At 58.8% G+C, this 24,777-nt stretch carries 23 protein-coding genes; all 23 read right to left on the reverse strand.

The genetic code is table 11. The features are described 5' to 3' along the window. Window positions 1–11: 11 nt before the first annotated feature. Window positions 12–887 (reverse strand): alpha/beta fold hydrolase, encoded by an 876-nt coding sequence (locus ACMXYH_RS11170; RefSeq protein ID WP_134422652.1) that lies wholly within the window; start codon window positions 885–887, stop codon window positions 12–14. After that, a complete protein-coding gene (locus tag ACMXYH_RS11175) occupies window positions 887–1,846 on the reverse strand; it encodes a class I SAM-dependent methyltransferase (RefSeq protein WP_415767095.1) in 960 nt (319 codons plus the stop codon). Before ACMXYH_RS11175 ends, ACMXYH_RS11170 begins: the two co-directional genes overlap by 1 nt. Further along, on the reverse strand, window positions 1,843–3,078 hold the full coding sequence (locus ACMXYH_RS11180) for a YcaO-like family protein (RefSeq protein WP_415767096.1): 1,236 nt from the start codon (window positions 3,076–3,078) through the stop codon (window positions 1,843–1,845). The genes ACMXYH_RS11175 and ACMXYH_RS11180 overlap by 4 nt, the downstream gene beginning before the upstream one ends. Before the next feature lie 44 nt (window positions 3,079–3,122). Then, a complete protein-coding gene (locus tag ACMXYH_RS11185; RefSeq protein ID WP_256661669.1) occupies window positions 3,123–3,251 on the reverse strand; it encodes a hypothetical protein in 129 nt (42 codons plus the stop codon). 509 nt (window positions 3,252–3,760) lie between these two features. Next, window positions 3,761–4,138 carry a type II toxin-antitoxin system VapC family toxin gene (locus ACMXYH_RS11190; protein WP_415767097.1) on the reverse strand — a complete coding sequence of 126 codons (378 nt, stop codon included), beginning with the start codon at window positions 4,136–4,138 and terminating at the stop codon, window positions 3,761–3,763. Beyond that, window positions 4,135–4,566: a type II toxin-antitoxin system Phd/YefM family antitoxin gene (locus ACMXYH_RS11195; RefSeq protein ID WP_415767098.1), complete on the reverse strand. Its 432-nt coding sequence runs from the start codon at window positions 4,564–4,566 to the stop codon at window positions 4,135–4,137. Before ACMXYH_RS11195 ends, ACMXYH_RS11190 begins: the two co-directional genes overlap by 4 nt. 207 nt (window positions 4,567–4,773) lie before the next feature. Further along, window positions 4,774–6,237: an NADH-quinone oxidoreductase subunit NuoN gene (gene nuoN / locus ACMXYH_RS11200; protein ID WP_033057078.1), complete on the reverse strand. Its 1,464-nt coding sequence runs from the start codon at window positions 6,235–6,237 to the stop codon at window positions 4,774–4,776. 7 nt (window positions 6,238–6,244) lie between these two features. Beyond that, window positions 6,245–7,777: an NADH-quinone oxidoreductase subunit M gene (gene nuoM, locus ACMXYH_RS11205; protein ID WP_415767099.1), complete on the reverse strand. Its 1,533-nt coding sequence runs from the start codon at window positions 7,775–7,777 to the stop codon at window positions 6,245–6,247. Window positions 7,778–7,816: 39 nt separating this feature from the next. After that, window positions 7,817–9,670 carry an NADH-quinone oxidoreductase subunit L gene (gene nuoL, locus ACMXYH_RS11210; protein WP_129436913.1) on the reverse strand — a complete coding sequence of 618 codons (1,854 nt, stop codon included), beginning with the start codon at window positions 9,668–9,670 and terminating at the stop codon, window positions 7,817–7,819. Next, a complete protein-coding gene (gene nuoK / locus ACMXYH_RS11215) occupies window positions 9,667–9,975 on the reverse strand; it encodes an NADH-quinone oxidoreductase subunit NuoK (RefSeq protein ID WP_007946416.1) in 309 nt (102 codons plus the stop codon). Before nuoK ends, nuoL begins: the two co-directional genes overlap by 4 nt. 2 nt (window positions 9,976–9,977) lie before the next feature. Further along, the gene (nuoJ, locus tag ACMXYH_RS11220) at window positions 9,978–10,481 is read right to left on the reverse strand and encodes an NADH-quinone oxidoreductase subunit J (protein WP_129436912.1); all 504 of its coding nucleotides are present in this window, start codon (window positions 10,479–10,481) and stop codon (window positions 9,978–9,980) included. A gap of 9 nt (window positions 10,482–10,490) precedes the next feature. Next, entirely contained in the window at window positions 10,491–11,036 is a 546-nt protein-coding gene (gene nuoI / locus ACMXYH_RS11225; protein WP_019648466.1) for an NADH-quinone oxidoreductase subunit NuoI, read from the reverse strand. A 12-nt stretch (window positions 11,037–11,048) separates the two neighbouring features. Further along, the gene (gene nuoH, locus ACMXYH_RS11230) at window positions 11,049–12,056 is read right to left on the reverse strand and encodes an NADH-quinone oxidoreductase subunit NuoH (RefSeq protein WP_008146046.1); all 1,008 of its coding nucleotides are present in this window, start codon (window positions 12,054–12,056) and stop codon (window positions 11,049–11,051) included. Continuing rightward, a complete protein-coding gene (gene nuoG / locus ACMXYH_RS11235; RefSeq protein WP_415767100.1) occupies window positions 12,053–14,767 on the reverse strand; it encodes an NADH-quinone oxidoreductase subunit NuoG in 2,715 nt (904 codons plus the stop codon). The genes nuoH and nuoG overlap by 4 nt, the downstream gene beginning before the upstream one ends. A 137-nt stretch (window positions 14,768–14,904) precedes the next feature. Next, window positions 14,905–16,260 carry an NADH-quinone oxidoreductase subunit NuoF gene (gene nuoF / locus ACMXYH_RS11240; RefSeq protein WP_008146041.1) on the reverse strand — a complete coding sequence of 452 codons (1,356 nt, stop codon included), beginning with the start codon at window positions 16,258–16,260 and terminating at the stop codon, window positions 14,905–14,907. After that, window positions 16,257–16,754, reverse strand: a complete 498-nt coding sequence (nuoE, locus tag ACMXYH_RS11245) for an NADH-quinone oxidoreductase subunit NuoE (protein ID WP_008146039.1) — start codon at window positions 16,752–16,754, stop codon at window positions 16,257–16,259. The genes nuoF and nuoE overlap by 4 nt, the downstream gene beginning before the upstream one ends. A gap of 2 nt (window positions 16,755–16,756) precedes the next feature. Continuing rightward, on the reverse strand, window positions 16,757–18,541 hold the full coding sequence (nuoC, locus tag ACMXYH_RS11250) for an NADH-quinone oxidoreductase subunit C/D (protein WP_008146037.1): 1,785 nt from the start codon (window positions 18,539–18,541) through the stop codon (window positions 16,757–16,759). Between the two features lie 72 nt (window positions 18,542–18,613). Then, the gene (locus ACMXYH_RS11255; RefSeq protein WP_008146035.1) at window positions 18,614–19,288 is read right to left on the reverse strand and encodes a NuoB/complex I 20 kDa subunit family protein; all 675 of its coding nucleotides are present in this window, start codon (window positions 19,286–19,288) and stop codon (window positions 18,614–18,616) included. Between the two features lie 10 nt (window positions 19,289–19,298). Further along, window positions 19,299–19,712, reverse strand: a complete 414-nt coding sequence (locus tag ACMXYH_RS11260) for an NADH-quinone oxidoreductase subunit A (protein ID WP_003223812.1) — start codon at window positions 19,710–19,712, stop codon at window positions 19,299–19,301. A gap of 638 nt (window positions 19,713–20,350) precedes the next feature. Continuing rightward, entirely contained in the window at window positions 20,351–21,676 is a 1,326-nt protein-coding gene (gene aceA, locus ACMXYH_RS11265; RefSeq protein WP_065872064.1) for an isocitrate lyase, read from the reverse strand. Window positions 21,677–22,174: 498 nt separating this feature from the next. Beyond that, window positions 22,175–22,936 carry a secretin N-terminal domain-containing protein gene (locus ACMXYH_RS11270; RefSeq protein WP_415767101.1) on the reverse strand — a complete coding sequence of 254 codons (762 nt, stop codon included), beginning with the start codon at window positions 22,934–22,936 and terminating at the stop codon, window positions 22,175–22,177. A 243-nt stretch (window positions 22,937–23,179) separates the two neighbouring features. Beyond that, window positions 23,180–23,605: a GNAT family N-acetyltransferase gene (locus ACMXYH_RS11275; protein ID WP_017339601.1), complete on the reverse strand. Its 426-nt coding sequence runs from the start codon at window positions 23,603–23,605 to the stop codon at window positions 23,180–23,182. Further along, window positions 23,598–24,767 (reverse strand): cupin domain-containing protein, encoded by a 1,170-nt coding sequence (locus ACMXYH_RS11280; protein ID WP_134422638.1) that lies wholly within the window; start codon window positions 24,765–24,767, stop codon window positions 23,598–23,600. The genes ACMXYH_RS11275 and ACMXYH_RS11280 overlap by 8 nt, the downstream gene beginning before the upstream one ends. Window positions 24,768–24,777: the final 10 nt, after the last annotated feature.

The following is a 24,777-nucleotide window of genomic DNA, read 5'->3' on the forward strand; positions in this document are numbered from 1 at the left end:
TGCCGTTTTTGTTAACGGTCACTTTCACGTTTCAGTGACTGCTGCACGGTTTTCAGTATCGGGAGTTCGAAGGCGTTGTGTCCGGCGTGGAGCAGACGACAACGGATGTTCTGGCGCTGGCGAAGCCAACGTACGCTGGACATGCCGAAGGTGTCTCTGATGCCTTGTATCACCACGGTATTGGCGTCGACCGAGAGACTTTCGTCCGCCCGTGTGAAGAAGTAGTGATTGATGTGGTAATGCAACTCCAGCCGGATGGCGCGCACGGCTTCTTCATTGACAAAGTCTTCGAGTGCGCACAGGCGCATCGATTGCCCGTTCAATTGCAAAATGGCCTGCAACCAGTGGATGGCTGCCTGACGTTGTTGCACCTCGCAACCCTTGCTCAGTATCTGGTAGATAACCCGCGCACTGGCGCCGTGGGAGCCATTGGTTATTTCAGATAAACCCTCGCTCAAGGTTTTATCGTAGGCGCTTACATTCGCGGCAAACGGTATGAACACCGAGACCAATGTGGTTTTAAGAATGACGTCGGGATAGCGCTGCTGGTATTGAATGGCCAGCCAGCTTCCCCATGAAACGCCCAGCAAGCTGACTTTTTCAAAACCAAAATGTCGACGCAGGGCATCGATGTCTTCAACGGATAGCCCGGTATTGTTGTGCTGGAGCTCTCCGAGAGGACGGGAGCGACCGCAGCCACGCTGGTCGAACACAATGATGTCGAAACATCGCAGATCAAAGAACGCAAGGTGCTGGGGAGTGCTGCGACCACCCGGCCCGCCATGCAGGAAAAATATGGGTTCGCTGCCCGGTGTACCGTGCCGCTCCCAGTAGAGATGGTGGCCGTCACCGGTTGGGTAGTAGCCTTTGTTCAGGAAGGCAGCCATCAGAGGGGAACCCTCAGCCGATAGAACTGAAACAATTCCTTGTGCCCAGGGCGGGCCGCTACGCTGGAAACCAGCTCCAGTTTCAATGCCTGGGCCATGTAGGGAACAGCGATCAATACTGGCGTATGGCCGAAAATGATAAGGGTGCCACCCGGGTTCACACACGACGCCATATCGAGCAATGTTTGCTGCGCGTCGGTGCGAGTCATCACTTCGGCATTGAGGAAACGCAGTATCAGAACATCACATTTAACGCCGGTTGAGGCGACGTTGCGGGCATCGGCCAGGTAAAACTCGGCGGATGAGGTGGCATGACGAATTTTTGCGTGCTCGATCATCGAAACTGATCGATCAGAGCCCAGACAACGACGATCCGGGAGCTCGCGGGCCAGGTGCGCAATGAACTCGCCAGTCGAACACGCCGGATCATGGATCACTGCGCCGGCGCTCGATATCGTTTTGAGTAAGGCTGCACAATGCTGGCGAAAGTGACTTTCGTCGGCATCCAGTTGCGTGACGAGCGACTTGGTGCACTGCCAGTATTCGGGCGGGCATACAAACTCCTGCCCTGTGCCGTCAGTGGCAGGAAACGGGAAATAGACTTCGCTGTCTGGCTGAGTCTGCGCGATGTGGAAAGCCGTTTCCTTTTCTTGCGGGGTCACCCCTCGAAAAGAGATCACTGCACCTTCATTACCCCAATGCAGTTGAGCCAGCGGGCCGAGCAACATCCAGGGCCTAAGCAGGCTGTTGATGTGCCAGCCGTCAGGCTCAGTATGTTGCAGGACTTTTCGGCCTACCCAGTCGCGGTCATTAATACGCAAAACGAAGAGATGGTGCAGTCCTGGCCCCAAAGGCTCGATGTAGCGATTGAGTTCGGCCGGGGATGCAAAGGAATGGGCGAAGGTATCAGCCAGCCGTTGTTCTCGAAGGGGGTCGCTCGTATCGAATCGAGGGTTCATGCCGGCACTCCATGCCTGTTTTCCAGTCGCCGCCCCCGCGCCTGCGGGATCACCACATTGCCGCTGGAAACAACGAAAAAACGCTCCAGCCCCGGAATGACGACATTGACTAGCGTGGTTCCGAGTTCGGTCTGATGAAGCTGTGCAATGCCCAGCGTGCGCCCATGTCGGTGCAGGTCCTCGGCCAGAAGACCGATCCGCTCGGCCAATGGCGGCTCATCGGGGGCAGCGGGCAAGGTCACCGTTTGCTGCTCGCACAGGTTCAACAGTGGATACAGATCGAATCGCAGGCAGCGCAAAAGGCGAGGGAATTTAGTCAGATGGCGTTGTGCGTTACTCAGATAGTCTCTCAGTTCAGGCTCCGAGGCCGAGTGATGTAACTGCACCAGTTCGGTTAGCGCTCGCCAGGCACCATGCCGGGCACTGATCGAGCAACCGGTGCCGAAGACTCGTGGCTGGGCGCAAGGTGCGGTTGAAAAGGCCAGAAAGGTTCGCGCAAGAAATTCAGTGCTGATGTCGACAAGGATAATCTCGGCGCCGATCTCCGTTTCGGCGTCCAGCCATAGCCGACCCAGAGCGTCTTGAGGGGACATACGCGCGATGCGGCGCAAGGGAGGGTGGACTTCGTAGTAAAAGTGTTTCAGTAGAAACAACGAAAGTGCATCACGCTCTATGCATTCATTGGCCGCATGCAAGACCGCCTCGTTATAACTTGCGCCAATAGCCGTTCCACTATTACTGGCATAACGCTGCAGTGCGCCATAGTTCGTTGTGTCTTGTTCCAGCGTCTGCCGTGAATATCCGGGAGTGCTCAGAGCGATCGGATAAAAAAATGAAGTGTGATTTAGAGCGCTCGTATACGTTCGGCAACCTGTTAAGGCATAGGATTGTTCGACGATATGTGCAAGGACAGTATCGTCGGCAAATAGTGGCGTATTGGAAAAATACCGCGGGGCTACATAGTGAATATCGGAAGTATTGAACCGGTCACTTAAATAATGCTCCAGGGTTTCATAAAGCGCACCGACACGGGCGTGTTGCAGGTAACCTTTACCCGATCCTCTGGCGGTACGGTGTGGATCGGTGGTGCTGACAGAAACATGGACCGCGACGATTTGCCGGCCAAGTGTACGGGTGTCGACGCTGAGTCCCAGGCCATCCAGTTCGGCATGAATCCTCTGCTCGGCCTGCTCCAGGTTGAGTTCTCGTTCAGCAATTGTGAACCTGTCCATTGTCCGTTCCCTCGAGAAACGGGGGGCCGTGGCCCCCCGTTTTTTTATACAGCTTCCAGTTCGGCCTGCTCGGCCTCAGTCAGTTGCAGTTCTTCGATTTGCTCTGCCGTTGGAGCTTCCTGTTGTTCAAGATCGACAACTTTATTGGCGTTCCAGCTACTCATGTAACCCATGATTAAACTCCTTTTATTAGAAATTGGATGTGCCGTATCGAGCACGGAGCAAATGTATAAGTCAGGTGTTGGTTTGGTCAAAAATGACAGAAAGTTTCAGTGCCATTTTTCAAGGGGGGATGAAATACGTACACATCATTTGTCGGGTTGACGATTTTTTCGTGATTAATGGGTGGGCGCTGAATAGGGCTGTATTTCAAAACATACTCGCCCAACGATTTTGGCGTACGCATTTGTCGGAAATTTCAGCTGCATGGAGGGGTTAAATCGTGATGACTGAGATTTGTGATCCATTGGGTGCTGTGCGCAACGACTTTGCCTATAACGCACAAAGACGTTTCTAACAAAACGGCGTGTTGAGTCAGCGACTTTTTACCGCCGAATCTGCGCTCGAACCCACAAACGCAAAAACGGCACCCGAAGGTGCCGTTTCTGTAGTGTTTGTGTCGGTTCAGGTTAACGCTGCGAGCCTTTCCAATATCAGGGGAGGATAGGGAAGAGGTGGCCGGTTAAACCAGGATTGTTAAATCTGTGTACCTGGCAACCAACGGGTCCGCGGTGAGCAGTTTCATCGGCTCTGTCATGGCGGTTGCAACAATAAGGCGGTCGAACGGGTCGCGATGGTGATGTTCGAGGTCTTTTACGGCGATGGCATGTTCCGAAGTCACCGGCAGTTCGATGAACCCGCTTTCGAGGCAGTACTGCCGGATTTCTTCCAGGTCAACGTTCAGCTTTCCCAGCCCGACCTTGATCGCCATCTCCCAGAATGTCGCTGCGCTGACGTAAATATCAGCAGCGTTCTCAATTAGCGTTCTGGCTTTGCCGGATAGCCTGAAGTCATCACTGAGCGTCCAGAGCAAAATGTGCGTGTCGAGCAGAAGCCTCATTCTTGAGCGCCTTCAAAAGCATCAAGCATGTCGTCCGGCAATGGGGCGTCGAACTCTTCGGGCAGTACCAGTTTGCCTTTCATTGCTCCGAGACGCTGTCCGCAGGGTTTTCCCACGGGAACGAGGCGGGCAAGTGCCCGACCATGTTTAGTAATCGTGATGACCTGTCCCGCGGCGGCGTCATCGACGAGTTTAGATAGATTGTTTTTTGCTTCTGCCAACGGAACGATGATCATCATGTGTCCCCCGTATTCTGGACAAATATAGCCAGAATTTTTGGCGGCGGCAAAGTTGTGTGGTTCCTCATTGATGACGGAGGCTAGTTTGGCGGCTTTCGCTTTTGGGTGTAGTAGCGAGACTTTACCTTGGCGCTCAGCGGCCAAGGCCTCGAAGCCTTCTACCAATTCTAAAAAGATGTCACGTTTCATTATTTGTTCTCGTCTCGATTGCTCTATCCAGCAGTCACTCAAGATAGAGCCAAGTGCTCAATGCTGGCTGTAGGACGAGGCGGATAGTCCGGCGAGAGCTTTCGGGGATAGCGAGAGGAGGGGAGTGCAGCGGTAACAAATCGTACAAACGCAAAAACGGCACCCGAAGGTGTCGTTTCTGTTTTCTACCGAGTGTCGCTTAAGCGATCAACCTGCCAACCCCGCCTGCTGAACCAGGACCAGCAACGGCTGCGGATACAGACCGAGGAAGAACGCCAGTGCAGCGATGGCCAGCAGCATCACGCCACCTGCACGTTGTTCCCAGTGCAGTTGCGCATCATGGCGACGCAGGTTCGGTTCGATCAGGTACAGGGTGACCATCACACGCAGGTAGTAGAAGACGCCGATGGCGCTGCCTAGTACCAGGGAACCGACAAGCCACCATTGGTGCGACTCGACGCCGGTAGCGATGATGTAGAACTTGCCGATGAAGCCTGCGGTCAGCGGGATACCGGCCAGGGACAGCATCATCACGGTCAGTACGGCGGTCAGGTACGGACGGCGCCAGAACAGGCCGCGGTATTCGTACAGGGCATCCGCGTCACGGCCGTTGTACGGCGAGGACATCAGGGTGATTACGCCGAACGCGCCGAGGCTGGTGATCACGTAGGTGACCAGGTACACGCCGATGGCTTCCACGGCCAGACCCTTGCTCGCCACCAGGGCGATCAGCAGGTAACCGAAGTGAGCGATGGACGAGTAACCCAGCAGACGCTTGAGGTTGCTCTGGGTCAGTGCCAGCAGGTTACCGAACAGGATCGACGCGATGGCGATGATGGTCAGCACGTCGCTCAGTACACCGCTGCTCGCCGCGGGCGAGATCTGGAACAGACGCACCATCACTGCGAACACAGCGACTTTCGAAGCGGTGGCCAGGAACGCGGCCACCGGTGCCGGAGCACCTTCGTAAACGTCCGGGGTCCAGAGGTGGAACGGTACCAGCGACAGCTTGAACGCCAGACCGATCAGCATCATGCCCAGGCCCAGTTGCGCCAGCGAGCTTGGCAGGCCGGTGGCCGCGAGGGCCTGGCCGATGCCGACGAAGCTCAGGCTGCCGGAGTCGGCATAAAGCAGGGCCATGCCGAACAACAGGAACGCGGAACCGGCGGCCGACAGCACCATGTACTTGATACCGGCTTCCAGCGAACGCTTGTTGAAGAAGGCATAAGCCACCAGACCGTAGACCGGTACCGAGAGCAGTTCCAGACCGATGAACAACCCGGCCAGGTGCTGCGCGCTGACCAGTACCAGGCCACCGGCGGCGGCCATCAGGATCAGCAGGTAAAGTTCTTCACGGTTGCCCGGGTAACCCGAGCCGCCATCGCCGAGGTAGGCGTGGGCGAGGGTCACACAAGCGAGGGTGGCGACCAGGATCAGCGCCATGTACAAGCAAGCGAAGGTGTCGATCTGCAGCAGTGGAGTCACGGCCAGAGGCGCGACTTTCAGGGCTGGCAGGATCGACAGCAACGCCAGGTTCAGACCCGCCACGGAAATCAGGAAGGTCTGCGAGTGGTTGCGGCGCCAGGCGATTGCCAGCATCACCACGATGATCGTGGCGCTGGTGATCAACAACGGCGCAAGCGCGATAAAGTGTTGAGTCGTGAATTCCATAGCGCTCTTACCGGGCCGAAGCGAGTTGAGTGAAGGCGGTGCCGAGCCACTGCTGCACGCCATGCATCGTCGCAGAAGAGGTATCGAGGAACGGTTGCGGGTACACGCCGATGAAAATCAGCAACGCTGCCAGACCGACCACCATGATCAGTTCGCGACCATCCATGCCATGCAGCACCGCGTCCGATTTGGACGGGCCGAAGTAGGCACGGTGGATCATGATCAGCGAGTAGACCGAACCGAACACCAGACCGGACGTCGCGAGGATAGTGATCAATGGAGCGCTCGGGAACGTGCCGATCAGGATCAGGAACTCACCCACAAAGTTACCGGTAGCCGGCAAGCCCAGGGACGCAGCTGCGAAGAACAGGCTGACGGCCGGCAGGTAAGCAATCTTCGACCACAGGCCACCCATCTCACGCATGTCGCGGGTGTGGGTGCGCTCGTACAGTTGACCACTGAGGATAAAGAGTGCCGCCGCCGAAAGGCCGTGCGCCAGCATCTGCATCACCGCGCCCTGCAGCGCCAGTTGGCTGCCGGAGTAGATGCCGATCAACACGAAACCCATGTGGGAAACGGAGGAGTAGGCGATCAGACGCTTGATGTCGGTTTGGGCGAAGGCCAGGAACGCACCGTAGAAGATTCCGATCAGACCGAGGGTCATGGCGAACGGCGCGAACTCGGCCGAGGCATTCGGGAACAGCGGCAGGGCGAAACGCAGCAGACCGTAAGCAGCCGTTTTCAACAAGATACCGGCCAGGTCGACCGAACCCGCGGTCGGCGCCTGGGCGTGAGCGTCAGGCAACCAGGAGTGGAACGGCACCACCGGCAGCTTCACCGCGAAAGCGATGAAGAAGCCGAGCATCAGGATGTACTCGGTGGTCAGCGACATCTTGGTTTTCAACAGGTCGGCGTAGTTGAAGGTAATCACGCCGGTGTCGTTGAAGTTGACCAAGACCAGACCCAGGATCGCCACCAACATGATCAGGCCGGACGCCTGAGTGAAGATGAAGAACTTGGTCGCCGCGTAGATCCGGGTTTTCTTGCCGTCCGAAGAGCTGTGACCCCAGAGCGCGATGAGGAAGTACATCGGCACCAGCATCATTTCCCAGAAGAAGAAGAACATGAACAGGTCGAGGGCGAGGAACACGCCGACGACACCGCCCAGGATCCACATCAGGTTCAAGTGGAAGAAGCCAACGTGACGCTGGATCTCTTTCCACGAGCAGAGTACCGAGAGGATACCCAGCAGACCGGTCAGCAGGATCATCAACAGCGACAGGCCGTCGAGGGCCAGGTGCACGCTGATGCCGAAGCGCTCGATCCAGATGTGCTTGAACTCAAGCACCCAGGTCGGATCGGCGCCAGGTGCCGGAGCAAATGAATAATTACCGTGGGCCCACAGCCAGAGGCCGAGCGCGAGTTCCAGGGTCATGGTCAACAGCGCAATCCAGCGGGGGAGGGTAGCGCCGAAGCGCTCACCCATCCAGCACAGCAGGCCGCCGATGAAGGGGATCAGGATTAGCCAAGGCAGAATCATGACGGGCTCAATTCCTTTCGCAAGTTCGCAAGGTTCATATCAGACCGCTACCAGCACGATGGCGCCGATGACCAGCACGGAGCCGGCTGCCATCGATGCCGCGTACCAACGCAGTTGACCGGTTTCGGTACGGCTCAGGGCGGTGTGACCGCCTTTGGCCATACGCGGGATCAGACCGATGGTCTGGTCGAGCGGGTCTCTGCGCAGTGCGTGGCTGATCGCAAGGTATGGCTTGACGAACAGTTTGTCGTAGATCCAGTCGAAGCCCCAGGCAGCGAACCACCAGGCCGAAAGGAAGCGGCCGATGCCGCTGTTGGCGATTGCAGTGACGAAACGACGCTTGCCGAGGAACAGCAGCGCGGCCAGCAGGATACCGGACAGGGCGATGGCGCCCGAGGCGATTTCCAGACTGTGCTTGGCTTCGCCGCCGGCATGGCCGACGCTTTCCGGCAGCACACCGTGCAGCGGCGGAACGATCATCGCGCCAATGGCGGTGGACAACACGATCAGCACCGACAGTGGCAGCCAGTGAGCGATGCCGTGACCGGCGTGCGCTTCGGTCTTCACTTCACCGTGGAACGCGATGAAGATCAGGCGGAAGGTGTACAGCGAAGTCATGAACGCACCGACCAGACCTGCGTAAAGCAGCCCGTGGTTGCCGCTGGCGAACGCTTCCCAAAGGATTTCGTCTTTGGAGTAGAAACCTGCGGTCACCAGTGGCAGGGCCGACAGAGCCGCGCCGCCGACGATGAAGCTGGCGTAGGCCAGTGGCAGTTTTTTCCACAGGCCGCCCATCTTGAAGATGTTCTGCTCGTGATGGCAGGCAACGATCACCGCACCGGACGCAAGGAACAGCAGCGCCTTGAAGAAGGCGTGGGTCATCAGGTGGAAGATCGCGCCATCCCACGCACCCACGCCCAGTGCCAGGAACATGTAGCCGATCTGGCTCATGGTCGAGTAGGCGAGGATACGTTTGATGTCGGTCTGAACCAGTGCGGCAAAACCGGCGAGTACCAGGGTCACACCGCCGACGATGCCGACGAGGTGCAGTATATCCGGCGCCAGGGCAAACAGACCGTGAGTACGGGCGATCAGGTAGACACCGGCGGTTACCATGGTTGCAGCGTGGATCAGTGCCGAAACCGGAGTAGGACCGGCCATCGCGTCCGCCAGCCAGGTTTGCAGCGGCAGTTGCGCGGATTTACCGACAGCGCCGCCCAGCAGCATCAGGGTCGCCATGACCATCCAGAAGTCGCCAGCCTGGAATTTCTGTGGCGCCAGAACCAGCAGTTCCTGGATGTTCAGCGTGCCCAATTGCGCGAACAGGATGAACAGGCCGATGGCCATGAACACGTCGCCGATACGGGTGACGATGAAGGCTTTCAGTGCCGCGTTACCGTTGTTGCGGTTGCTGTAGTAGAAACCGATCAACAGGTACGAGCACAGGCCCACGCCTTCCCAACCGAAGTACAGGAACAACAGGTTATCGCCCAGCACCAGGAACAACATGCTGGCAATAAACAGGTTGGTGTAGGCGAAGAAGCGCGAGTAACCGGCTTCACCGCGCATGTACCAGGACGCGAACAGGTGGATCAGGAAGCCAACGCCGACCACCACACCGAGCATGGTCAGGGACAGACCATCCAGGTACAGCGCGAAGTTAGGCGTAAAGCCTTCCACCGCCATCCACTGCCACAACACCTGGGTGTAGTGACCGCCTTCAGGTGGCGCAACGTTGAACTGCCAGATCACATAAGCCGTGACGATGGCAGACAAGCCGATGGAACCGACGCCAATCAGCGCCGACAGGTTTTCCGAGAAGCGACCGCGTGAAAACGCCAGCAGCAGGAAACCTATGAGAGGGAATACGAAAGTCAGATAGAGAAGATTCATCCGCGCATCTCGCTGGCAGCGTCGATATCGAGAGTGTGGAAGCGGCGATACAGCTGCAACAGAATCGCCAGGCCAATACTGGCCTCGGCGGCTGCCAGGCTGATCACCAGGATGAACATGATTTGTCCATCCGGCTGCGCCCAGCGGCTACCGGCAACGATGAAGGCCAGTGCGGAGGCATTCATCATGACCTCCAGGCTCATCAGCACGAAGAGAATGTTGCGGCGGACCATCAGGCCGACCAGACCGAGGCAGAACAAGATGCCGGCGACCGCCAGACCATGCTCCATAGGGATAGCAGGCATCGTCATTGCTCCTTGGCTTCGTTGCGGCCCAAGTGGAACGCCGTGACGGCTGCGGCGAGCAGCAACATCGAGGCGAGTTCGACCACCAGCAGATAAGGACCGAACAGGCTGATGCCCACGGCCTTGGCGTCTACGGAGGTGTGGCCGATGGCCTGACCGCTGGAGTGGCTGAACAGCACGTACAGCAGTTCAACCAGCAGCAGGGTGCCGAGTGCGACCGGGCCGAGCCAGATGCCGGGCTTGAGCCAGACGCGCTCTTGCTGAACCGAGGCGGGGCCCAGGTTCAGCATCATCACCACGAACACGAACAGCACCATGATGGCGCCAGCGTAGGCGATCACTTCCAGCACGCCGGCGAACGGCGCGCCGAGGGCGAAAAACGTCATCGCCACGGCAATCAGCGAAATGATCAGGTAGAGCAGGGCGTGCACGGGGTTGGTGTTGGTGATCACGCGAAGCGTGGACACAACAGCGATACCCGATGCGAAATAGAAAGCGAATTCCATCTTTCTTCCTTAAGGCAGCAAGCTCTTCACGTTGATCGGTTCGGCTTCATTCTGCGCGGCGCCTTTCGGCTTACCGGCAATCGCCATACCTGCAACACGATAGAAGTTGTAATCAGGGTTTTTGCCGGGGCCGGAGATCAACAGATCTTCTTTCTCGTACACCAGGTCCTGACGTTTGAACTCGGCCATCTCGAAATCCGGTGTCAGCTGGATCGCGGTGGTCGGGCAGGCTTCCTCGCAGAGGCCGCAGAAAATGCAGCGCGAGAAGTTGATACGGAAAAACTCCGGGTACCAGCGACCGTCATCGGTTTCAGCTTTCTGCAGCGAGATGCAACCGACCGGGCACGCCACGGCGCACAAGTTGCAGGCTACACAACGCTCTTCGCCATCAGGGTCGCGGGTCAGCACGATACGGCCACGGAAGCGCGGCGGCAGGTACACGGCTTCTTCCGGGTATTGCAGCGTGTCGCGCTTGCGGAAGGCGTGGCCAAAGATCATCACCAGGCTGCGAAGCTGGGTGAAGAAGCCATGCACGATGTCAAATATGTACTTCATGATTCTCTATCCTCACTGAGCCGCGACGGCGGGCGTGTTGAGCAACACGATCGCAGCGGTCACCAGCATGTTGACGAGGGTCAGCGGCAGGCAGAACTTCCAGCTGAAATCCATCACTTGGTCATACCGTGGGCGCGGAATCGAGGCGCGCAGCAGGATGAAGAACATGATGAAGAACGCGGTTTTCAGTGCGAACCAGATGAACGGGATCTGCGGCAGAATGCCGAACGGACCGTGCCAGCCCCCGAAGAACAACGTCACCAACAGCGCCGAAATCAACACGATGCCGATGTACTCACCGACGAAGAACATGCCCCATTTCATGCCGGCGTATTCAATGTGGTAACCGTCGGCCAGTTCCTGCTCCGCTTCCGGTTGGTCGAACGGGTGACGGTGAGTCACGGCGACGCCGGCAATGAAGAAAGTCAGGAAACCGAAGATCTGCGGGATGACGAACCACAGGTTCTGCGCCTGGTATTCAACGATGTCGCGCATGTTGAACGAGCCAACCTGGATCACGATGCCCATCAGCGACAGGCCCATGAACACTTCGTACGACACGGTTTGCGCCGAGGCCCGCAAGCTGCCCAACAGGGCGAACTTGTTGTTACTCGACCAGCCGGCGAACAGCACCGCGTAGACCGACAGACCGGCCATGGCGAAGAAGAACAGGATGCCGATGTTGATGTCCGCCACACCCCAGGTCGGGGTGATCGGGATGATCGCGAAGGCAATCAGCAAGGCGCTCATGGCCACAACCGGTGCCAAGGTGAAGATCACCTTGTCGGCGAACGGCGGGGTCCAGTCTTCCTTGAAGAACATCTTGATCATGTCGGCCGCAATCTGGAACGCGCCGAACGGGCCGACGCGGTTCGGACCGTAACGGTCCTGCCAGAGGGCGAGCAAACGACGCTCGACCCAGCTCAGCAGCGCGCCGCAAACCACCACGGCGAGCAGAATCACGATGGCCTTGAGGACGGCGATGATCACGTCAATCACTTCAGGCGTGAACCAGGTCATTGAGCTGCCTCCTGCAGACCGTCAACGGATTTGCCAAAGATCGCTGGTGGAATGCCGGCGATACCGGCCGGCAATGCGACCAGACCGGCACCCAGCTCTTCGTTGATGCGCAGCGGCAGACGCAGGGTCTGGCCAGCAACGCTCAAGCTCAGCAGGGCGCCGTCATTGACACCCAGACGGTCGGCTTCGGATTTGGCCAGCGACACGTAAGCGGCCGGGATGCGTTCCTGAACCGGTGCGGCTTTGGAAGAGTTCTCTTCGCTGCCGAACAGGTGGAAGAACGGCACAACCTGCCAGGTGCCCGGAGCCGGGTTGAACGCGCGAGGAACACTGGCGAACCAGTTCAGCGAGTCACCGGTGCTTTCGATCAGGCGGGTGCCCGGGTCGCCAGCGCGGATGTGACCACCGACTTCGTCCTGGAACTTGTTCCAGGCTTGCGGCGAGTTCCAGCCCGGAGACCAGGCGAATGGCACTTGCTGGCGCGGTTCGACCGAGCCCGAGTAACCTTCCATGGAGAACGAGAACGCGGTGTCGTTGTCCTGGGAAGTACGCGGTTCGTGCACGCTGATGTCGGCGCGCATGGCGGTACGACCGGAGTAACGCAGCGGTTCGCGAGCCAGTTTCAGGCCTTTGATGCGGAACGCGGCGGACGGTGCGGCGCTGACAATGCCGGCCAGTTGCGGAGTGCTGGCGGCGCAGGCAGCGGTGACGTGGTCCAGTTGGGTCCAGTTGATCGGCTGGTTCAACAGGGTGGCGCGCAGGGCATGCAGCCAGCGCCAGCCTTCGTGAACCATGATGCTTGCGTCGAGGTAAGTCGGGTCGAAGACCTGGAAGAAGCGCTGGGCGCGGCCTTCCTGGCTGACCAGCGTACCGTCGCCTTCAGCGAAGCTGGCGGCTGGCAGAACCAGGTGCGCGCGATCGCTGGTGGCGGTCTTCTGATGGTCCGCCACGATCACCACTTTCGCGGCGTTCAGGGCAGCATCGACCTTGGCTTTGTCAGTTCGGGTGTACAGATCGTTTTCCAGCACGACGATAGCGTCGGCTTTGCCGTCGATCACCGCTTGCAGCGCGGCATCGACCGAGTCGCCACCGAGCATGGCCAGGCCGAGGCTGTTGGCCTCTGGCACGATCAGGCTAATGGAGCCGTTCTTCTCGCGCAGCTTCAGGGCCTTGGCGATGTTTGCCGCGGCTTCGATCAGCGCCTTGGAACCCAACGAGGTACCGGCAATGATCAGCGGACGCTTGGCGGCGAGCAGGGCGTCGGCAATGCGCTTGGCCAGCTCGAGGGCTTCAGCGTCCAGACCTTCAACGGCAGGCGCGCTGGCGTCGAGGGCGTGAGCCACGGCGAAACCGATGCGGGCCAGGTCGTCTGGCGCGGCGTGAACGCATTCTTCAGCGATGTCGTCGAGCTTGGTTTCAGCCAGGCTGGCGATGAACAGCGGGTTCAGAGCGTTCTGACCGATGTTCTTCACGGCGGCGTCGAGCCAAGGCTGAACGCGCATGGCGTCGGCCATGTCTTCGGCTTTGCCTTTGACCGATTGACGCAGGGACAGGGCCATACGCGCAGCGGTCTGGGTCAGGTCTTCGCCGAGGACGAAGATCGCGTCGTGGTCTTCGATGTCGCGCATGTTCGGGATCGGCAGCGGGCTGTCTTTGAGCACCTGCATGACCAGACGAATGCGTTCCAGCTCGGCGGCTTCGATACCGGAGTAGAAGTGCTCGGCGCCGACCAGTTCGCGCAACGCGTAGTTGCTTTCGAGGCTGGCACGTGGCGAACCGATACCGACGATGTTGCGACCGCGCAGCAGGTCGGCGGCTTTATCCAGCGCTTCGTCGAGCGTCAGCTTGGCGCCGTTGGCCAGCAATGGCTGACGCGGGCGGTCTTCGCGGTTGACGTAGCCGTAGCCGAAACGGCCACGGTCGCACAGGAAGTACTGGTTTACCGAACCGTTGAAACGGTTTTCGATACGACGCAGTTCACCGTAGCGTTCACCCGGGGAGATGTTGCAACCGCTGGAGCAGCCATGGCAGATGCTCGGCGAGAACTGCATGTCCCACTTGCGGTTGTAGCGCTCGGAGTGAGTCTTGTCGGTGAACACACCGGTCGGGCAGACCTCGGTGAGGTTGCCGGAGAACTCGCTTTCCAGGGTGCCGTCTTCAACGCGACCGAAGTACACGTTGTCGTGGGCGCCGAACACACCGAGATCGGTGCCGCCGGCGTAGTCCTTATAGAAGCGCACGCAGCGGTAGCAGGCGATGCAGCGGTTCATTTCGTGACCGATGAACGGGCCGAGATCCTGGTTCTGGTGGGTACGCTTGGTGAAGCGATAACGGCGCTCGTTGTGGCCGGTCATCACGGTCATGTCTTGCAGGTGACAGTGACCGCCTTCCTCACAGACCGGGCAGTCGTGAGGGTGGTTGGTCATCAGCCATTCAACGACGCTGGCGCGAAACACTTTCGCTTCTTCGTCGTCGATGGAGATCCAGCTGCCGTCGGTGGCGGGGGTCATGCAGGACATGACGATCCGACCACGCTTGTCGTTTTCGTCGGTGTACTGCTTGACCGCGCACTGGCGGCAAGCGCCAACGCTGCCTAGGGCTGGGTGCCAGCAGAAATAAGGGATATCGAGGCCTAGCGACAGACATGCCTGTAACAGGTTGTCTGCCCCATCGACTTCGAGCTCTTTGCCGTCTACGTGGATAGTGGCCATGGTTCAAAGTTCTTCGTTGGCCCGGTGTCAGCGGGCGTGGCTAATGGAATCTTGTTATTCGCGTGAATCAACACAGCCGTTCAAGGCGTCATCACACGACAAAGCGAAGGGCACGGACCCTTCGCTTTTTTAAGCGTTTACGCGCCGACTACGATCGGCCTTGCCAGAGGCGGGACGACAGCGCTGGTAGGCGCGATGCCGGCTTCGAACTCATGGCGGAAGTATTTGATTGCGCTGCCCAACGGCTCCACGGCGCCCGGTGCGTGAGCACAGAAGGTCTTGCCTGGGCCTAGGAAACCGACCAGACCCAGCAGGGTCTCGATATCGCCGGCTTGCCCTTCACCGTTCTCGATGGCGCGCAGAAGCTTGACGCTCCACGGCAAACCGTCACGGCACGGGGTGCAGAAGCCGCAGGATTCGCGGGAGAAGAACTCTTCCATATTGCGCAGCAGGGAAACCATGTTGACGCTGTCGTCCACCGCCATGGCCAGGCCGGTACCCATACGGGTGCCCACTTTGGCGATGCCGCCGGCGTACATTTGTGCGTCCAGGTGTTCCGGCAACAGGAAACCGGTACCGGCGCCACCTGGCTGCCAGCACTTGAGCTTGTAACCGTCGCGCATGCCGCCGGCGTAGTCTTCGAACAACTCGCGACCGGTGACGCCGAACGGCAATTCCCACAGGCCCGGGTTCTTGACCTTGCCGGAGAAGCCCATGAGCTTGGTGCCCATGTCTTCACTGCCTTCGCGGGCCAACGATTTGTACCAGTCCACGCCGTCGGCAATGATCGCCGGCACGTTGCACAGGGTTTCAACGTTGTTCACGCAGGTCGGCTTGCCCCACACGCCAACGGCCGCAGGGAAGGGCGGCTTGGAGCGCGGGTTGGCGCGGCGGCCTTCGAGGGAGTTGATCAGTGCGGTTTCTTCACCGCAGATGTAACGTCCGGCGCCGGTGTGGACGAACAGCTCGAAATCGAAGCCGCTGCCCAGAATGTTTTTACCCAAAAGGCCCGCTGCCTTGGCTTCTTCCACTGCACGGTTCAGGTGCTTGGCGGCGGTGGTGTATTCGCCACGCAGGAAGATGTAGCCACGGTAGGTTTTCAGCGCGCGAGCACTGATCAGCATGCCTTCGATCAGCAGATGGGGCAGTTGCTCCATCAACATGCGGTCTTTCCAGGTGTTCGGTTCCATCTCGTCCGCGTTGCACAGCAGATAGCGGATGTTGATGGATTCGTCTTTGGGCATCAGGCCCCACTTCACGCCCGTGGGGAAGCCGGCACCGCCGCGACCTTTAAGACCGGAGTCTTTCACGGTCTGGACGATGTCGTCCTGAGCCATGTCGGCGAAAGCCTTGCGCGCAGCCGCGTAACCGTTCTTGGCCTGGTACTCGTCGAGCCAGACAGCTTCGCCGTCGTCACGCAGACGCCAGGTGAGCGGGTGAGTCTCGGCCGAACGCTTGATGCGGTTGGCTGGACCGAAGGAAGTCAGGGTCATACGTAGCCCTCGAGCAATTTGGCAACGCCGGCAGGCTGCACATCACCGAAAGTGTCGTCGTCGATCATCAACGCCGGCGCCTTGTCGCAGTTGCCGAGGCAGCAGACCGGCAGCAGGGTGAAACGACCGTCGGCGGTGGTCTGACCCAGGCCGATGCCCAGATTGCTCTGGATTTCGCTGACCACGGATTCATGGCCGCCGATGTAGCAGACCATGCTGTCGCAGACGCGAATGATGTGACGGCCGACCGGCTGACGGAAGATCTGGCTATAGAACGTTGCCACGCCTTCCACGTCGCTGGCCGGGATGCCAAGAATTTCGCCGATGGCGTAGAGCGCGCCGTCAGGCACCCAGCCACGTTCCTTCTGGACGATCTTCAGGGCTTCGATCGACGCCGCGCGCGGGTCTTCGTAGTGATGCAGCTCGTGCTCGATGGCCGAGCGCTCGGTTTCGCTCAGGGCGAAACGGTCTGTCTGGATAAGCGTGCTGTTCATGCTTAGCGGTCCACGTCGGCCATAACGAAATCGATACTACCCAGGTACGCAATCAAGTCCGCGACCATGCTGCCTTTGATCACCGAAGGGATCTGCTGCAGGTGCGGGAAGCTTGGGGTGCGAATCCGGGTGCGGTAGCTCATGGTGCCGCCATCGCTCGTCAGGTAATAACTGTTGATGCCCTTGGTCGCTTCGATCATCTGGAAGGATTCGTTGGCCGGCATGACCGGGCCCCACGAAACTTGCAGGAAGTGCGTGATCAGGGTCTCGATGTGCTGCAGGGTGCGCTCTTTGGGCGGCGGCGTGGTCAGCGGGTGATCCGCCTTGTACGGGCCTTCCGGCATGTTGCGCATGCACTGCTCGATGATCTTCAGGCTCTGGCGCATTTCTTCGACACGCACGATGCAACGGTCGTAGGCATCGCCATTGGCGGCCAGCGGCACTTCGAATTCGAAGTTCTCGTAACCGGAGTACGGGCGAGCTTTACGCAGGTCGAAATCGCAACCGGTCGAACGCAGGCCGGAACCGGTGACGCCCCATTCCAGGGCTTCTTTGGTGTTGTAGGCGGCGACGCCGATGGTCCGGCCACGCAGGATGCTGTTGTCCAGTGCTGCTTTCTGGTATTCGTCCAGACGCTTTGGCATCCACTCGATGAAGTCTTTCACCAGTTTTTCCCAGCCGCGCGGCAGGTCGTGAGCGACGCCACCGATGCGGTACCAGGCCGGGTGCAGACGGAAGCCGGTAATGGCTTCGATCACCGTGTACGCCTTCTGACGGTCGGTGAACGTGAAGAACACCGGGGTCATGGCGCCGACGTCCTGGATGTAAGTCCCCAGGAACAGCAGGTGGCTGGTGATCCGGAAGAACTCGGCCATCATGATGCGGATGACGTCGACCTTCTCAGGCACCTTGATACCGGCCAGCTTCTCGACCGAGAGCACGTACGGCAGGTTGTTCATCACGCCGCCGAGGTAGTCGATACGGTCGGTGTACGGAATGAAGCTGTGCCAGGACTGACGCTCGGCCATCTTCTCGGCACCACGGTGGTGGTAACCGACGTCCGGCACGCAATCGACGATCTCTTCACCGTCCAGCTGCAGAATGATGCGGAACGCACCGTGCGCGGAAGGGTGGTTAGGACCGAGGTTGAGGAACATGTAGTCCTCGTTCGCACCGGAACGCTTCATGCCCCAGTCTTCAGGCTTGAAGCGCGCAGCTTCTTCTTCAAGCTGTTGCTTGGCCAGGGTCAGGCTGAACGGGTCGAACTCGGTGGCACGGGCCGGGAAGTCCTTGCGCAGCGGGTGACCTTCCCAGGTCGGCGGCATCATGATGCGGGTCAGGTGCGGGTGACCGGCAAAGTTGATGCCGTACATGTCCCACACTTCACGCTCGTACCAGTTGGCGTTCGGCCAGATGCCGGTCACGGTCGGCACGCTGAGGTCGCTCTCGGACAAGGCGACCTTGATCATTACGTCACTATTACGTTCGATCGACATCAAGTGATAGAACACAGTGAAGTCGGCGCCGCTTGGCAGCCCTTGACGCTTGGTGCGCAGACGCTCGTCCACGCCGTGCAGGTCATAGAGCATGACGTACGGCTTGGGCAGGTTACGCAGGAAGGTCAGGACTTCGACGAGTTTGGCGCGGGCAACCCAAAGCACCGGCATGCCGGTGCGGGTAGGCTGGGCGGTGAACGCCTCGGGGCCAAAACGGTTGTTCAGTTCGACGACCACATCCTGGTCGTCTGCCTTATAAGGCGGGATGTACAGAGCACTGCCTGTAGTCATGGTTATTTATCGCTTTCGGTCAACGTAAAGAATGAAGCCAGTGTCTCGTTCTATAAAAGAAGCAGGTCTGGATCAGACTTCGTCGGGGCTGCGCAGGTTGGTGACTGCGATTCGCTGTTCGCGGCGCTGTTCCTTTTGCGAAGGCATCTCGGCGCGGTATACGCCTTGATCGCCAACGACCCAGGAAAGCGGACGACGCTCCTGTCCAATGGACTCCTGCAACAGCATCAAGCCTTGCAGAAAAGCTTCAGGACGGGGCGGGCAGCCAGGCACGTAGACGTCCACGGGCAGGAACTTGTCCACCCCTTGAACGACTGAGTAGATGTCGTACATGCCACCGGAGTTGGCGCACGAACCCATGGAGATAACCCATTTAGGTTCGAGCATTTGCTCGTAGAGACGCTGAATGATCGGCGCCATCTTGATGAAGCAGGTACCGGCGATAACCATGAAATCCGCCTGACGCGGCGATGCCCGGATAACCTCGGCGCCAAAGCGCGCGATGTCGTGAGGCGCCGTGAAGGCGGTGGTCATTTCCACGTAGCAGCACGAAAGACCGAAGTTATACGGCCACAGGGAGTTCTTGCGCCCCCAGTTGATCGTGCCGTTAAGCACGTCTTCGAGCTTGCCCATGAAAATGTTTTTGTGGACTTGATCTTCTAACGGATCGGAAACGGTTTCCCGTTCGCCAATCGGATACTGCTCGTTAGGAGCATCGGGGTCGATCCTGGTGAGATTGTATTGCATTGCCAAAGCCTCATTGTTTCAGCTTCGCTTGCCGCTTACGACGAGCTTCCGGAGCCCAGTCAAGGGCGCCCACTCGGAATAGGTAGACAAGGCCTGCCAACAGAATTGCTATGAAAACGAGAGCTTCGACGAATCCGGTCCAGCCGCTTTCGCGGACGGACACAGACCAGGCAAAGAGAAAAAGGGCTTCGATATCGAAGATCACGAAGAGCATCGCGACCAGATAGAATTTGGCTGAGAGCCGCAAGCGGGCGCCACCTGTAGGTAGCATGCCGGACTCGAACGGTTCGTTTTTGCTGCGGCCCCAGGCTTTTGACCCGAGGAGGCTGGAGACGCCGAGCATGAAGGCACAAAGGCCGACGACGCCCAGAAGGAAAATGGCAAAGCCCCAGTTGTGGGCCATGAGTCCTGTCGCTTCGGGCATGCTGGTAATCCTTAACAGAGAGCAAAGGTCTCTGAGCTTGAAAAGAAACAAAGCAGTGACGATATGTCGCAGCAATCAATCCCGCTGATTTTATGGCACATCACCGTGCAAGTAAAATTCCTATAGCGAAATTATTTATAGGAATAAGGACATAGCGCACCTCCAAAACCCTGTAGCCCATGCGGTTCGGGCATTAGCCGGGATTTCATCAATATTGTTTTGTTGGGAATGTAACGAACATAGTTTCAGCTAAATGATAATCAATATTGTTTGAGGCGGTTTTTAAACTGTTTAACGGGTGGGTGGCCAGAAAGTTGTCATATATGCGCGTTACTGCAAGTAGCGCTCGGGGTAGTTTTACCTTCTTTTCCTGATCGAAAAACTGCTCTGGATCAATGATTTTCTCGCGGTTATCTGATCCATGTGGGAGCGAGCTTGCTCGCGATGGCGGCCGTCCAGTCGAAGTTGTACTGACTGACATTCCGCTATCGCGAGCAAGCTCGCTCCCACAGGGTTCGGCGGTGGTTGTTGAGTCGCAGGCAAAAAAAACGCCCCGAACCAGTCGGGGCGTCAGATGTGCGACGTTGCGGTTAGCTTTCTATCCGGTCCGCAACGGCCGTTTGCTCAGGCGAATCGGATCAGTGGAACTGTTCTTCTTCAGTCGAACCGGTCAGCGCGGTTACCGAAGACGAGCCACCTTGAATCACAGTGGTCATGTCGTCGAAGTAGCCGGTGCCCACTTCCTGCTGGTGAGCCACGAAGGTGTAACCCTTGGCAGCGTCAGCGAACTCTTGCTCTTGCAGCTTCACGTAGGCGGTCATGTCGTTACGGGCGTAGTCGTGCGCCAGGTTGAACATGCTGTGCCACATGTTGTGAATGCCGGCCAGGGTGATGAACTGGTGCTTGTAACCCATGGCAGACAGTTCGCGCTGGAACTTGGCGATGGTCGCGTCGTCCAGGTTTTTCTTCCAGTTGAAGGAAGGCGAGCAGTTGTACGACAGCAGTTGGTCCGGGTATTCCTTTTTGATCGCTTCAGCGAAGCGACGAGCCTCGTCCAGATCCGGCTTGGCGGTTTCGCACCAGATCAGGTCGGCGTACGGAGCGTAAGCCAGGCCGCGAGCGATCGCCTGGTCCAGGCCGGCGCGCACTTTGTAGAAGCCTTCCTGGGTACGTTCGCCAGTCACGAACGGCTGGTCGTACGGGTCGCAATCGGAAGTCAGCAGGTCAGCCGCGTTAGCGTCGGTACGAGCCAGGATGATGGTCGGAGTACCGGCAACGTCAGCCGCCAGACGGGCAGCGGTCAGCTTCTGTACAGCTTCCTGGGTAGGAACCAGTACCTTGCCGCCCATGTGGCCGCATTTTTTCACGGAAGCCAGTTGGTCTTCGAAGTGAACACCGGCGGCGCCTGCTTCGATCATGCTCTTCATCAGCTCGTAAGCGTTCAGTACGCCGCCGAAACCGGCTTCAGCGTCCGCCACGATTGGAGCGAAGTAGTCGATGTAGCCTTCGTCGCCCGGGCCTTTACCGGCTTTCCACTGGATCTGGTCAGCACGACGGAACGAGTTGTTGATGCGCTTGACCACGGTTGGAACCGAGTCCACCGGGTACAGCGACTGGTCCGGGTACATCGATTCGGCGGAGTTGTTGTCCGCAGCGACTTGCCAGCCCGACAGGTAGATCGCCTGGATACCGGCTTTAACTTGTTGTACAGCCTGGCCGCCGGTCAGGGCGCCCATGCAGTTGACGAAATCTTTATCAGGACGGAAGGACGGCTTGGCACCCTGGGTCACCAGGTTCCAGAGCTTCTCGGCGCCCAGTTTTGCAAAGGTGTGCTCAGGTTGAACCGAGCCACGCAGGCGGACGACGTCAGCAGCGGAGTAAGCGCGTGTCACGCCTTTCCAGCGTGGGTTTTCAGCCCAATCTTTTTCGAGGGCTGCAATTTGCTGTTCGCGTGTCAGTGCCATGGAGATAAACCTCGTCGCATAGGTCTGGGGTGGAAAATTCCTGCTCCTGCCAAGTACGCATTAAGACGTGCGTAAAAGGCTGCTCGCTGACCAGAAGCTTAGGTGGTCAAGTCGGATTCGGCGGGGATGGCGACGGGATGAACGATGGGCTCGAGGGGAAGTGAGCAGGTAAGGGCGAACTGGCGAGCGCATTCGGGCGTCGTGGGCCTTGGTACGAACTTCAGTGTGGAGCCGGGTTACCTAATTACGCTTCCGTCCCTCGGGACAACTTCGTTCCAGTCGGCAACCTCGTCAAACACACCTTGTGGGCGGTACAGACACGAAGCGGCTCGCGGGGTAGGTGCGAACGGCGCCTCGAAGGCCCTTGCCAGGGCCCCTGATTAGCGGGAGCGAGGCCATCATGCCTTTGCTTTTTTCGATCGTCAAACGTTTTGTAGTGCTTTTTTTCAGGCACTACATCTTTGGTCTAATACGACTAATCAGTCAGTTTTCGGTGGTTTAGTCCAAAGTATCGACTTTCACCCGCAGGGTCATGTCATCCCGGCCCTGAGTCGAGTAGCTGCGGGTCTGGCCCTGTTTGTCGGCCTGAGTCTGGCGGTTTACGCCGGCCAGGGTGATCCATTCACCCAGTCGTCCTGTGACAGTTGTGTCGGTACTTTGCACATTCACTACATCGGGACGTTCCTGGCTCATGCGGTCACGATTGGTGCTGATCGCCAAGTGAACGATGTCGCCGGTGACGCTGGCGGTGACGTAGAAACCCTGGGTGACGTTGCGGTATTCGCTCTGGCTTCGCAGATCGCCGTAGGAATCGGTCTGAGTGCTGGTGAGCGGAACGCTCTGGCCGACCTGGATCAGTGCTGGCGCACCTTCGCTGGCCTGGATCTGCTGAATCCCGCCGTCACGGCTGTCGGTGCTGCGGTTGATGATGCGAGTCTGGCTCGGTTTCGCACCGTTTACCGAGTAACCCTGATCGCCCTGGAAGTTGTTTTCGTTGGTGTCGACAGTGATCAGCAGACGTTTGGCGGCCACATCGAGTTGCATGATCAAGGCTTTAAGTTCGTCGATCTTGCGCTGATCGGCATTGACGATCAGTTGGTTGCCGTAGGCGCTGACCTGGCCCTCCTTGCCGATGAAATCCTGGGCCATCGGCAGCATGTCGGCACTGGTACGGTAGTTCAGTGGCACGATCTCGGTGGCTGCCATGGCCGAAAAACTGCAGCTCAGCAGCAACGTGGTGAGCAGGGTGCGTAGGGACATATCCGTTATCTCCGACATCTTGAAGTGTTGATATTGCCAGTTTGTCGGCCCGGCGTGGGGCAAGTTGAATCGTAGACAGCAAAACGCCCCGGCATCGGTTGAAGACGGGGCGTTTTGTGTGTTCTTGCGGGCCTCATCGCGAGCAAGCTCGCTCCCACAGTGGATCAATGGTGTTGCTGCATTCTGTGGCAACACCTAAAACCCTGTGGGAGCGAGCTTGCTCGCGATGAGGGCACCTCGGTGTCAGGCTGAGTGCCTTACCATGTCCACATGCGGAATGCCTGCTTCCAGGAATTCCTCACTGACCAGGCTGAAGCCCAGGCGCTCATAGAACGCTGTCGCCTGTACCTGTGCGCTCAGCATCTGCTGCTTGAGCCCGCGCTTCTCGGCTTCACCGATCACCGCTTGCATCAGCGCATCGCCGACTTTCAATCCGCGCCAGTCTTTCAGCACCGACACCCGGCCGACGTGGCCATCGGGCAGCAGGCGGGCGGTGCCAATCGGAAAGTCGCCTTCGAAGGCCAGAAAATGCACCGCCGTTGCGTCATCAGCATCCCATTCCAGCTCAGGCGGAACGGATTGCTCGGCGATGAACACCGTCTCACGAATGCGCCGGATCTCGGCGTTGTCCTTTTGCCAGTCTGCGACACGAACGTGGATTTTATTCATCAGCGAACCCCAGGCTGCCTTGCTTGACCAGCTCGCACAGCAGGCCGCGGCCGTCTTCGTCGTTCAGCCAGTCACCGAGGTTGTCGGTGTGCAGGGCGTCGGCGGCGCAGATCAGTTTCAGCAGCTCGCGCAGTTTGCCCGGCAGGTAACGGCTCTGGCCACTGGCGAACAGCAGCAGGTCGTCATCGACTTCGGACCAGGCCATGCGTGCGCTCGGGTTGCGGATCAGCACGGCGCCTTGTTCAAGGCTGGCGAGGAAGTCTTCTTCTTCGACTTCTTCCGGGCCGACGACCAGCTCCGGGTAGCGCGGCTCGGTCATGTACTGGCCGAACCAGGTCAGCAGCAGGCGCTCATCGCTCATGTGCTCGGCCAGCAATGCTTTCAGGCGATCAAGGGCGTCGTGCTGAATCTGGTGCGGATCAACCGCCGGCAGCGCGTCGGCATCGGTGTAACGCTCTTCATCGGTCAGGAACTGGCTGAGGAAGTCGGTGAAGTGAGTCAGCACTTCAGAGGCGCTCGGGGCGCGGAAGCCGACCGAGTAGGTCATGCAGTCATCCACCGCAACGCCGCAATGTGCCAGACGCGGCGGCAGGTAAAGCATGTCGCCCGGTTCCAGAACCCACTCATCGGTGGCTTCGAAGTCGGCGAGGATGCGCAGGTCGGCGTGTGGCAGCAGCTTGCTTTCGGAGTCGCACATCTGGCCGATTTTCCAGTTGCGCTTGCCGTGACCTTGCAGCAGGAACACGTCGTAGTTATCGAAGTGCGGACCCACGCTGCCACCCGGGGCGGCGAAGCTGATCATCACGTCGTCGACGCGCCAGCTTGGCAAAAAGCGGAAGTTTTCCAGCAGTTCGCTGACTTCCGGCACGAATTGGTCGACCGCTTGTACCAGCAGGGTCCAGTCGCGTTCCGGCAGTTTGCTGAACTCGTCTTCAGCGAACGGGCCGCGGCGCAATTCCCAAGGGCGCTCGCCGTGCTCGATCACCAGGCGCGATTCGACTTCCTCTTCCAGCGCCAGGCCGGCCAGTTCGTCGGCGTCGATCGGGCTTTCGAATTCAGGAATCGCCTGACGGATGAGCAGGGGTTTTTTCTGCCAGTAGTCGCGCAGGAATTCGCGCGCCGTGATGCCGCCCAGAAGTTGAAGAGGAATGTCAGGATTCATGTGTAACCTA

The sequence above is a fragment of the Pseudomonas frigoris genome (assembly GCF_047758635.1).
Classification (GTDB): Bacteria; Pseudomonadota; Gammaproteobacteria; order Pseudomonadales; family Pseudomonadaceae; genus Aquipseudomonas; species Aquipseudomonas frigoris.

Coding starts and splice junctions, on each gene's coding strand:
- ACMXYH_RS11170 (WP_134422652.1), bottom strand. CDS start 887: ATGGCTGCCTTCCTGAACAAAGGCTACTACCCAACCGGTGACGGCCAC.
- ACMXYH_RS11175 (WP_415767095.1), bottom strand. CDS start 1,846: ATGAACCCTCGATTCGATACGAGCGACCCCCTTCGAGAACAACGGCTG.
- ACMXYH_RS11180 (WP_415767096.1), bottom strand. CDS start 3,078: ATGGACAGGTTCACAATTGCTGAACGAGAACTCAACCTGGAGCAGGCC.
- ACMXYH_RS11185 (WP_256661669.1), bottom strand. CDS start 3,251: ATGGGTTACATGAGTAGCTGGAACGCCAATAAAGTTGTCGATCTTGAA.
- ACMXYH_RS11190 (WP_415767097.1), bottom strand. CDS start 4,138: ATGAGGCTTCTGCTCGACACGCACATTTTGCTCTGGACGCTCAGTGAT.
- ACMXYH_RS11195 (WP_415767098.1), bottom strand. CDS start 4,566: ATGAAACGTGACATCTTTTTAGAATTGGTAGAAGGCTTCGAGGCCTTG.
- nuoN (WP_033057078.1), bottom strand. CDS start 6,237: ATGGAATTCACGACTCAACACTTTATCGCGCTTGCGCCGTTGTTGATC.
- nuoM (WP_415767099.1), bottom strand. CDS start 7,777: ATGATTCTGCCTTGGCTAATCCTGATCCCCTTCATCGGCGGCCTGCTG.
- nuoL (WP_129436913.1), bottom strand. CDS start 9,670: ATGAATCTTCTCTATCTGACTTTCGTATTCCCTCTCATAGGTTTCCTG.
- nuoK (WP_007946416.1), bottom strand. CDS start 9,975: ATGCCTGCTATCCCTATGGAGCATGGTCTGGCGGTCGCCGGCATCTTG.
- nuoJ (WP_129436912.1), bottom strand. CDS start 10,481: ATGGAATTCGCTTTCTATTTCGCATCGGGTATCGCTGTTGTGTCCACG.
- nuoI (WP_019648466.1), bottom strand. CDS start 11,036: ATGAAGTACATATTTGACATCGTGCATGGCTTCTTCACCCAGCTTCGC.
- nuoH (WP_008146046.1), bottom strand. CDS start 12,056: ATGACCTGGTTCACGCCTGAAGTGATTGACGTGATCATCGCCGTCCTC.
- nuoG (WP_415767100.1), bottom strand. CDS start 14,767: ATGGCCACTATCCACGTAGACGGCAAAGAGCTCGAAGTCGATGGGGCA.
- nuoF (WP_008146041.1), bottom strand. CDS start 16,260: ATGACCCTGACTTCCTTCGGTCCAGCCAACCGCATCAAGCGTTCGGCC.
- nuoE (WP_008146039.1), bottom strand. CDS start 16,754: ATGAACAGCACGCTTATCCAGACAGACCGTTTCGCCCTGAGCGAAACC.
- nuoC (WP_008146037.1), bottom strand. CDS start 18,541: ATGACTACAGGCAGTGCTCTGTACATCCCGCCTTATAAGGCAGACGAC.
- ACMXYH_RS11255 (WP_008146035.1), bottom strand. CDS start 19,288: ATGCAATACAATCTCACCAGGATCGACCCCGATGCTCCTAACGAGCAG.
- ACMXYH_RS11260 (WP_003223812.1), bottom strand. CDS start 19,712: ATGCCCGAAGCGACAGGACTCATGGCCCACAACTGGGGCTTTGCCATT.
- aceA (WP_065872064.1), bottom strand. CDS start 21,676: ATGGCACTGACACGCGAACAGCAAATTGCAGCCCTCGAAAAAGATTGG.
- ACMXYH_RS11270 (WP_415767101.1), bottom strand. CDS start 22,936: ATGTCCCTACGCACCCTGCTCACCACGTTGCTGCTGAGCTGCAGTTTT.
- ACMXYH_RS11275 (WP_017339601.1), bottom strand. CDS start 23,605: ATGAATAAAATCCACGTTCGTGTCGCAGACTGGCAAAAGGACAACGCC.
- ACMXYH_RS11280 (WP_134422638.1), bottom strand. CDS start 24,767: ATGAATCCTGACATTCCTCTTCAACTTCTGGGCGGCATCACGGCGCGC.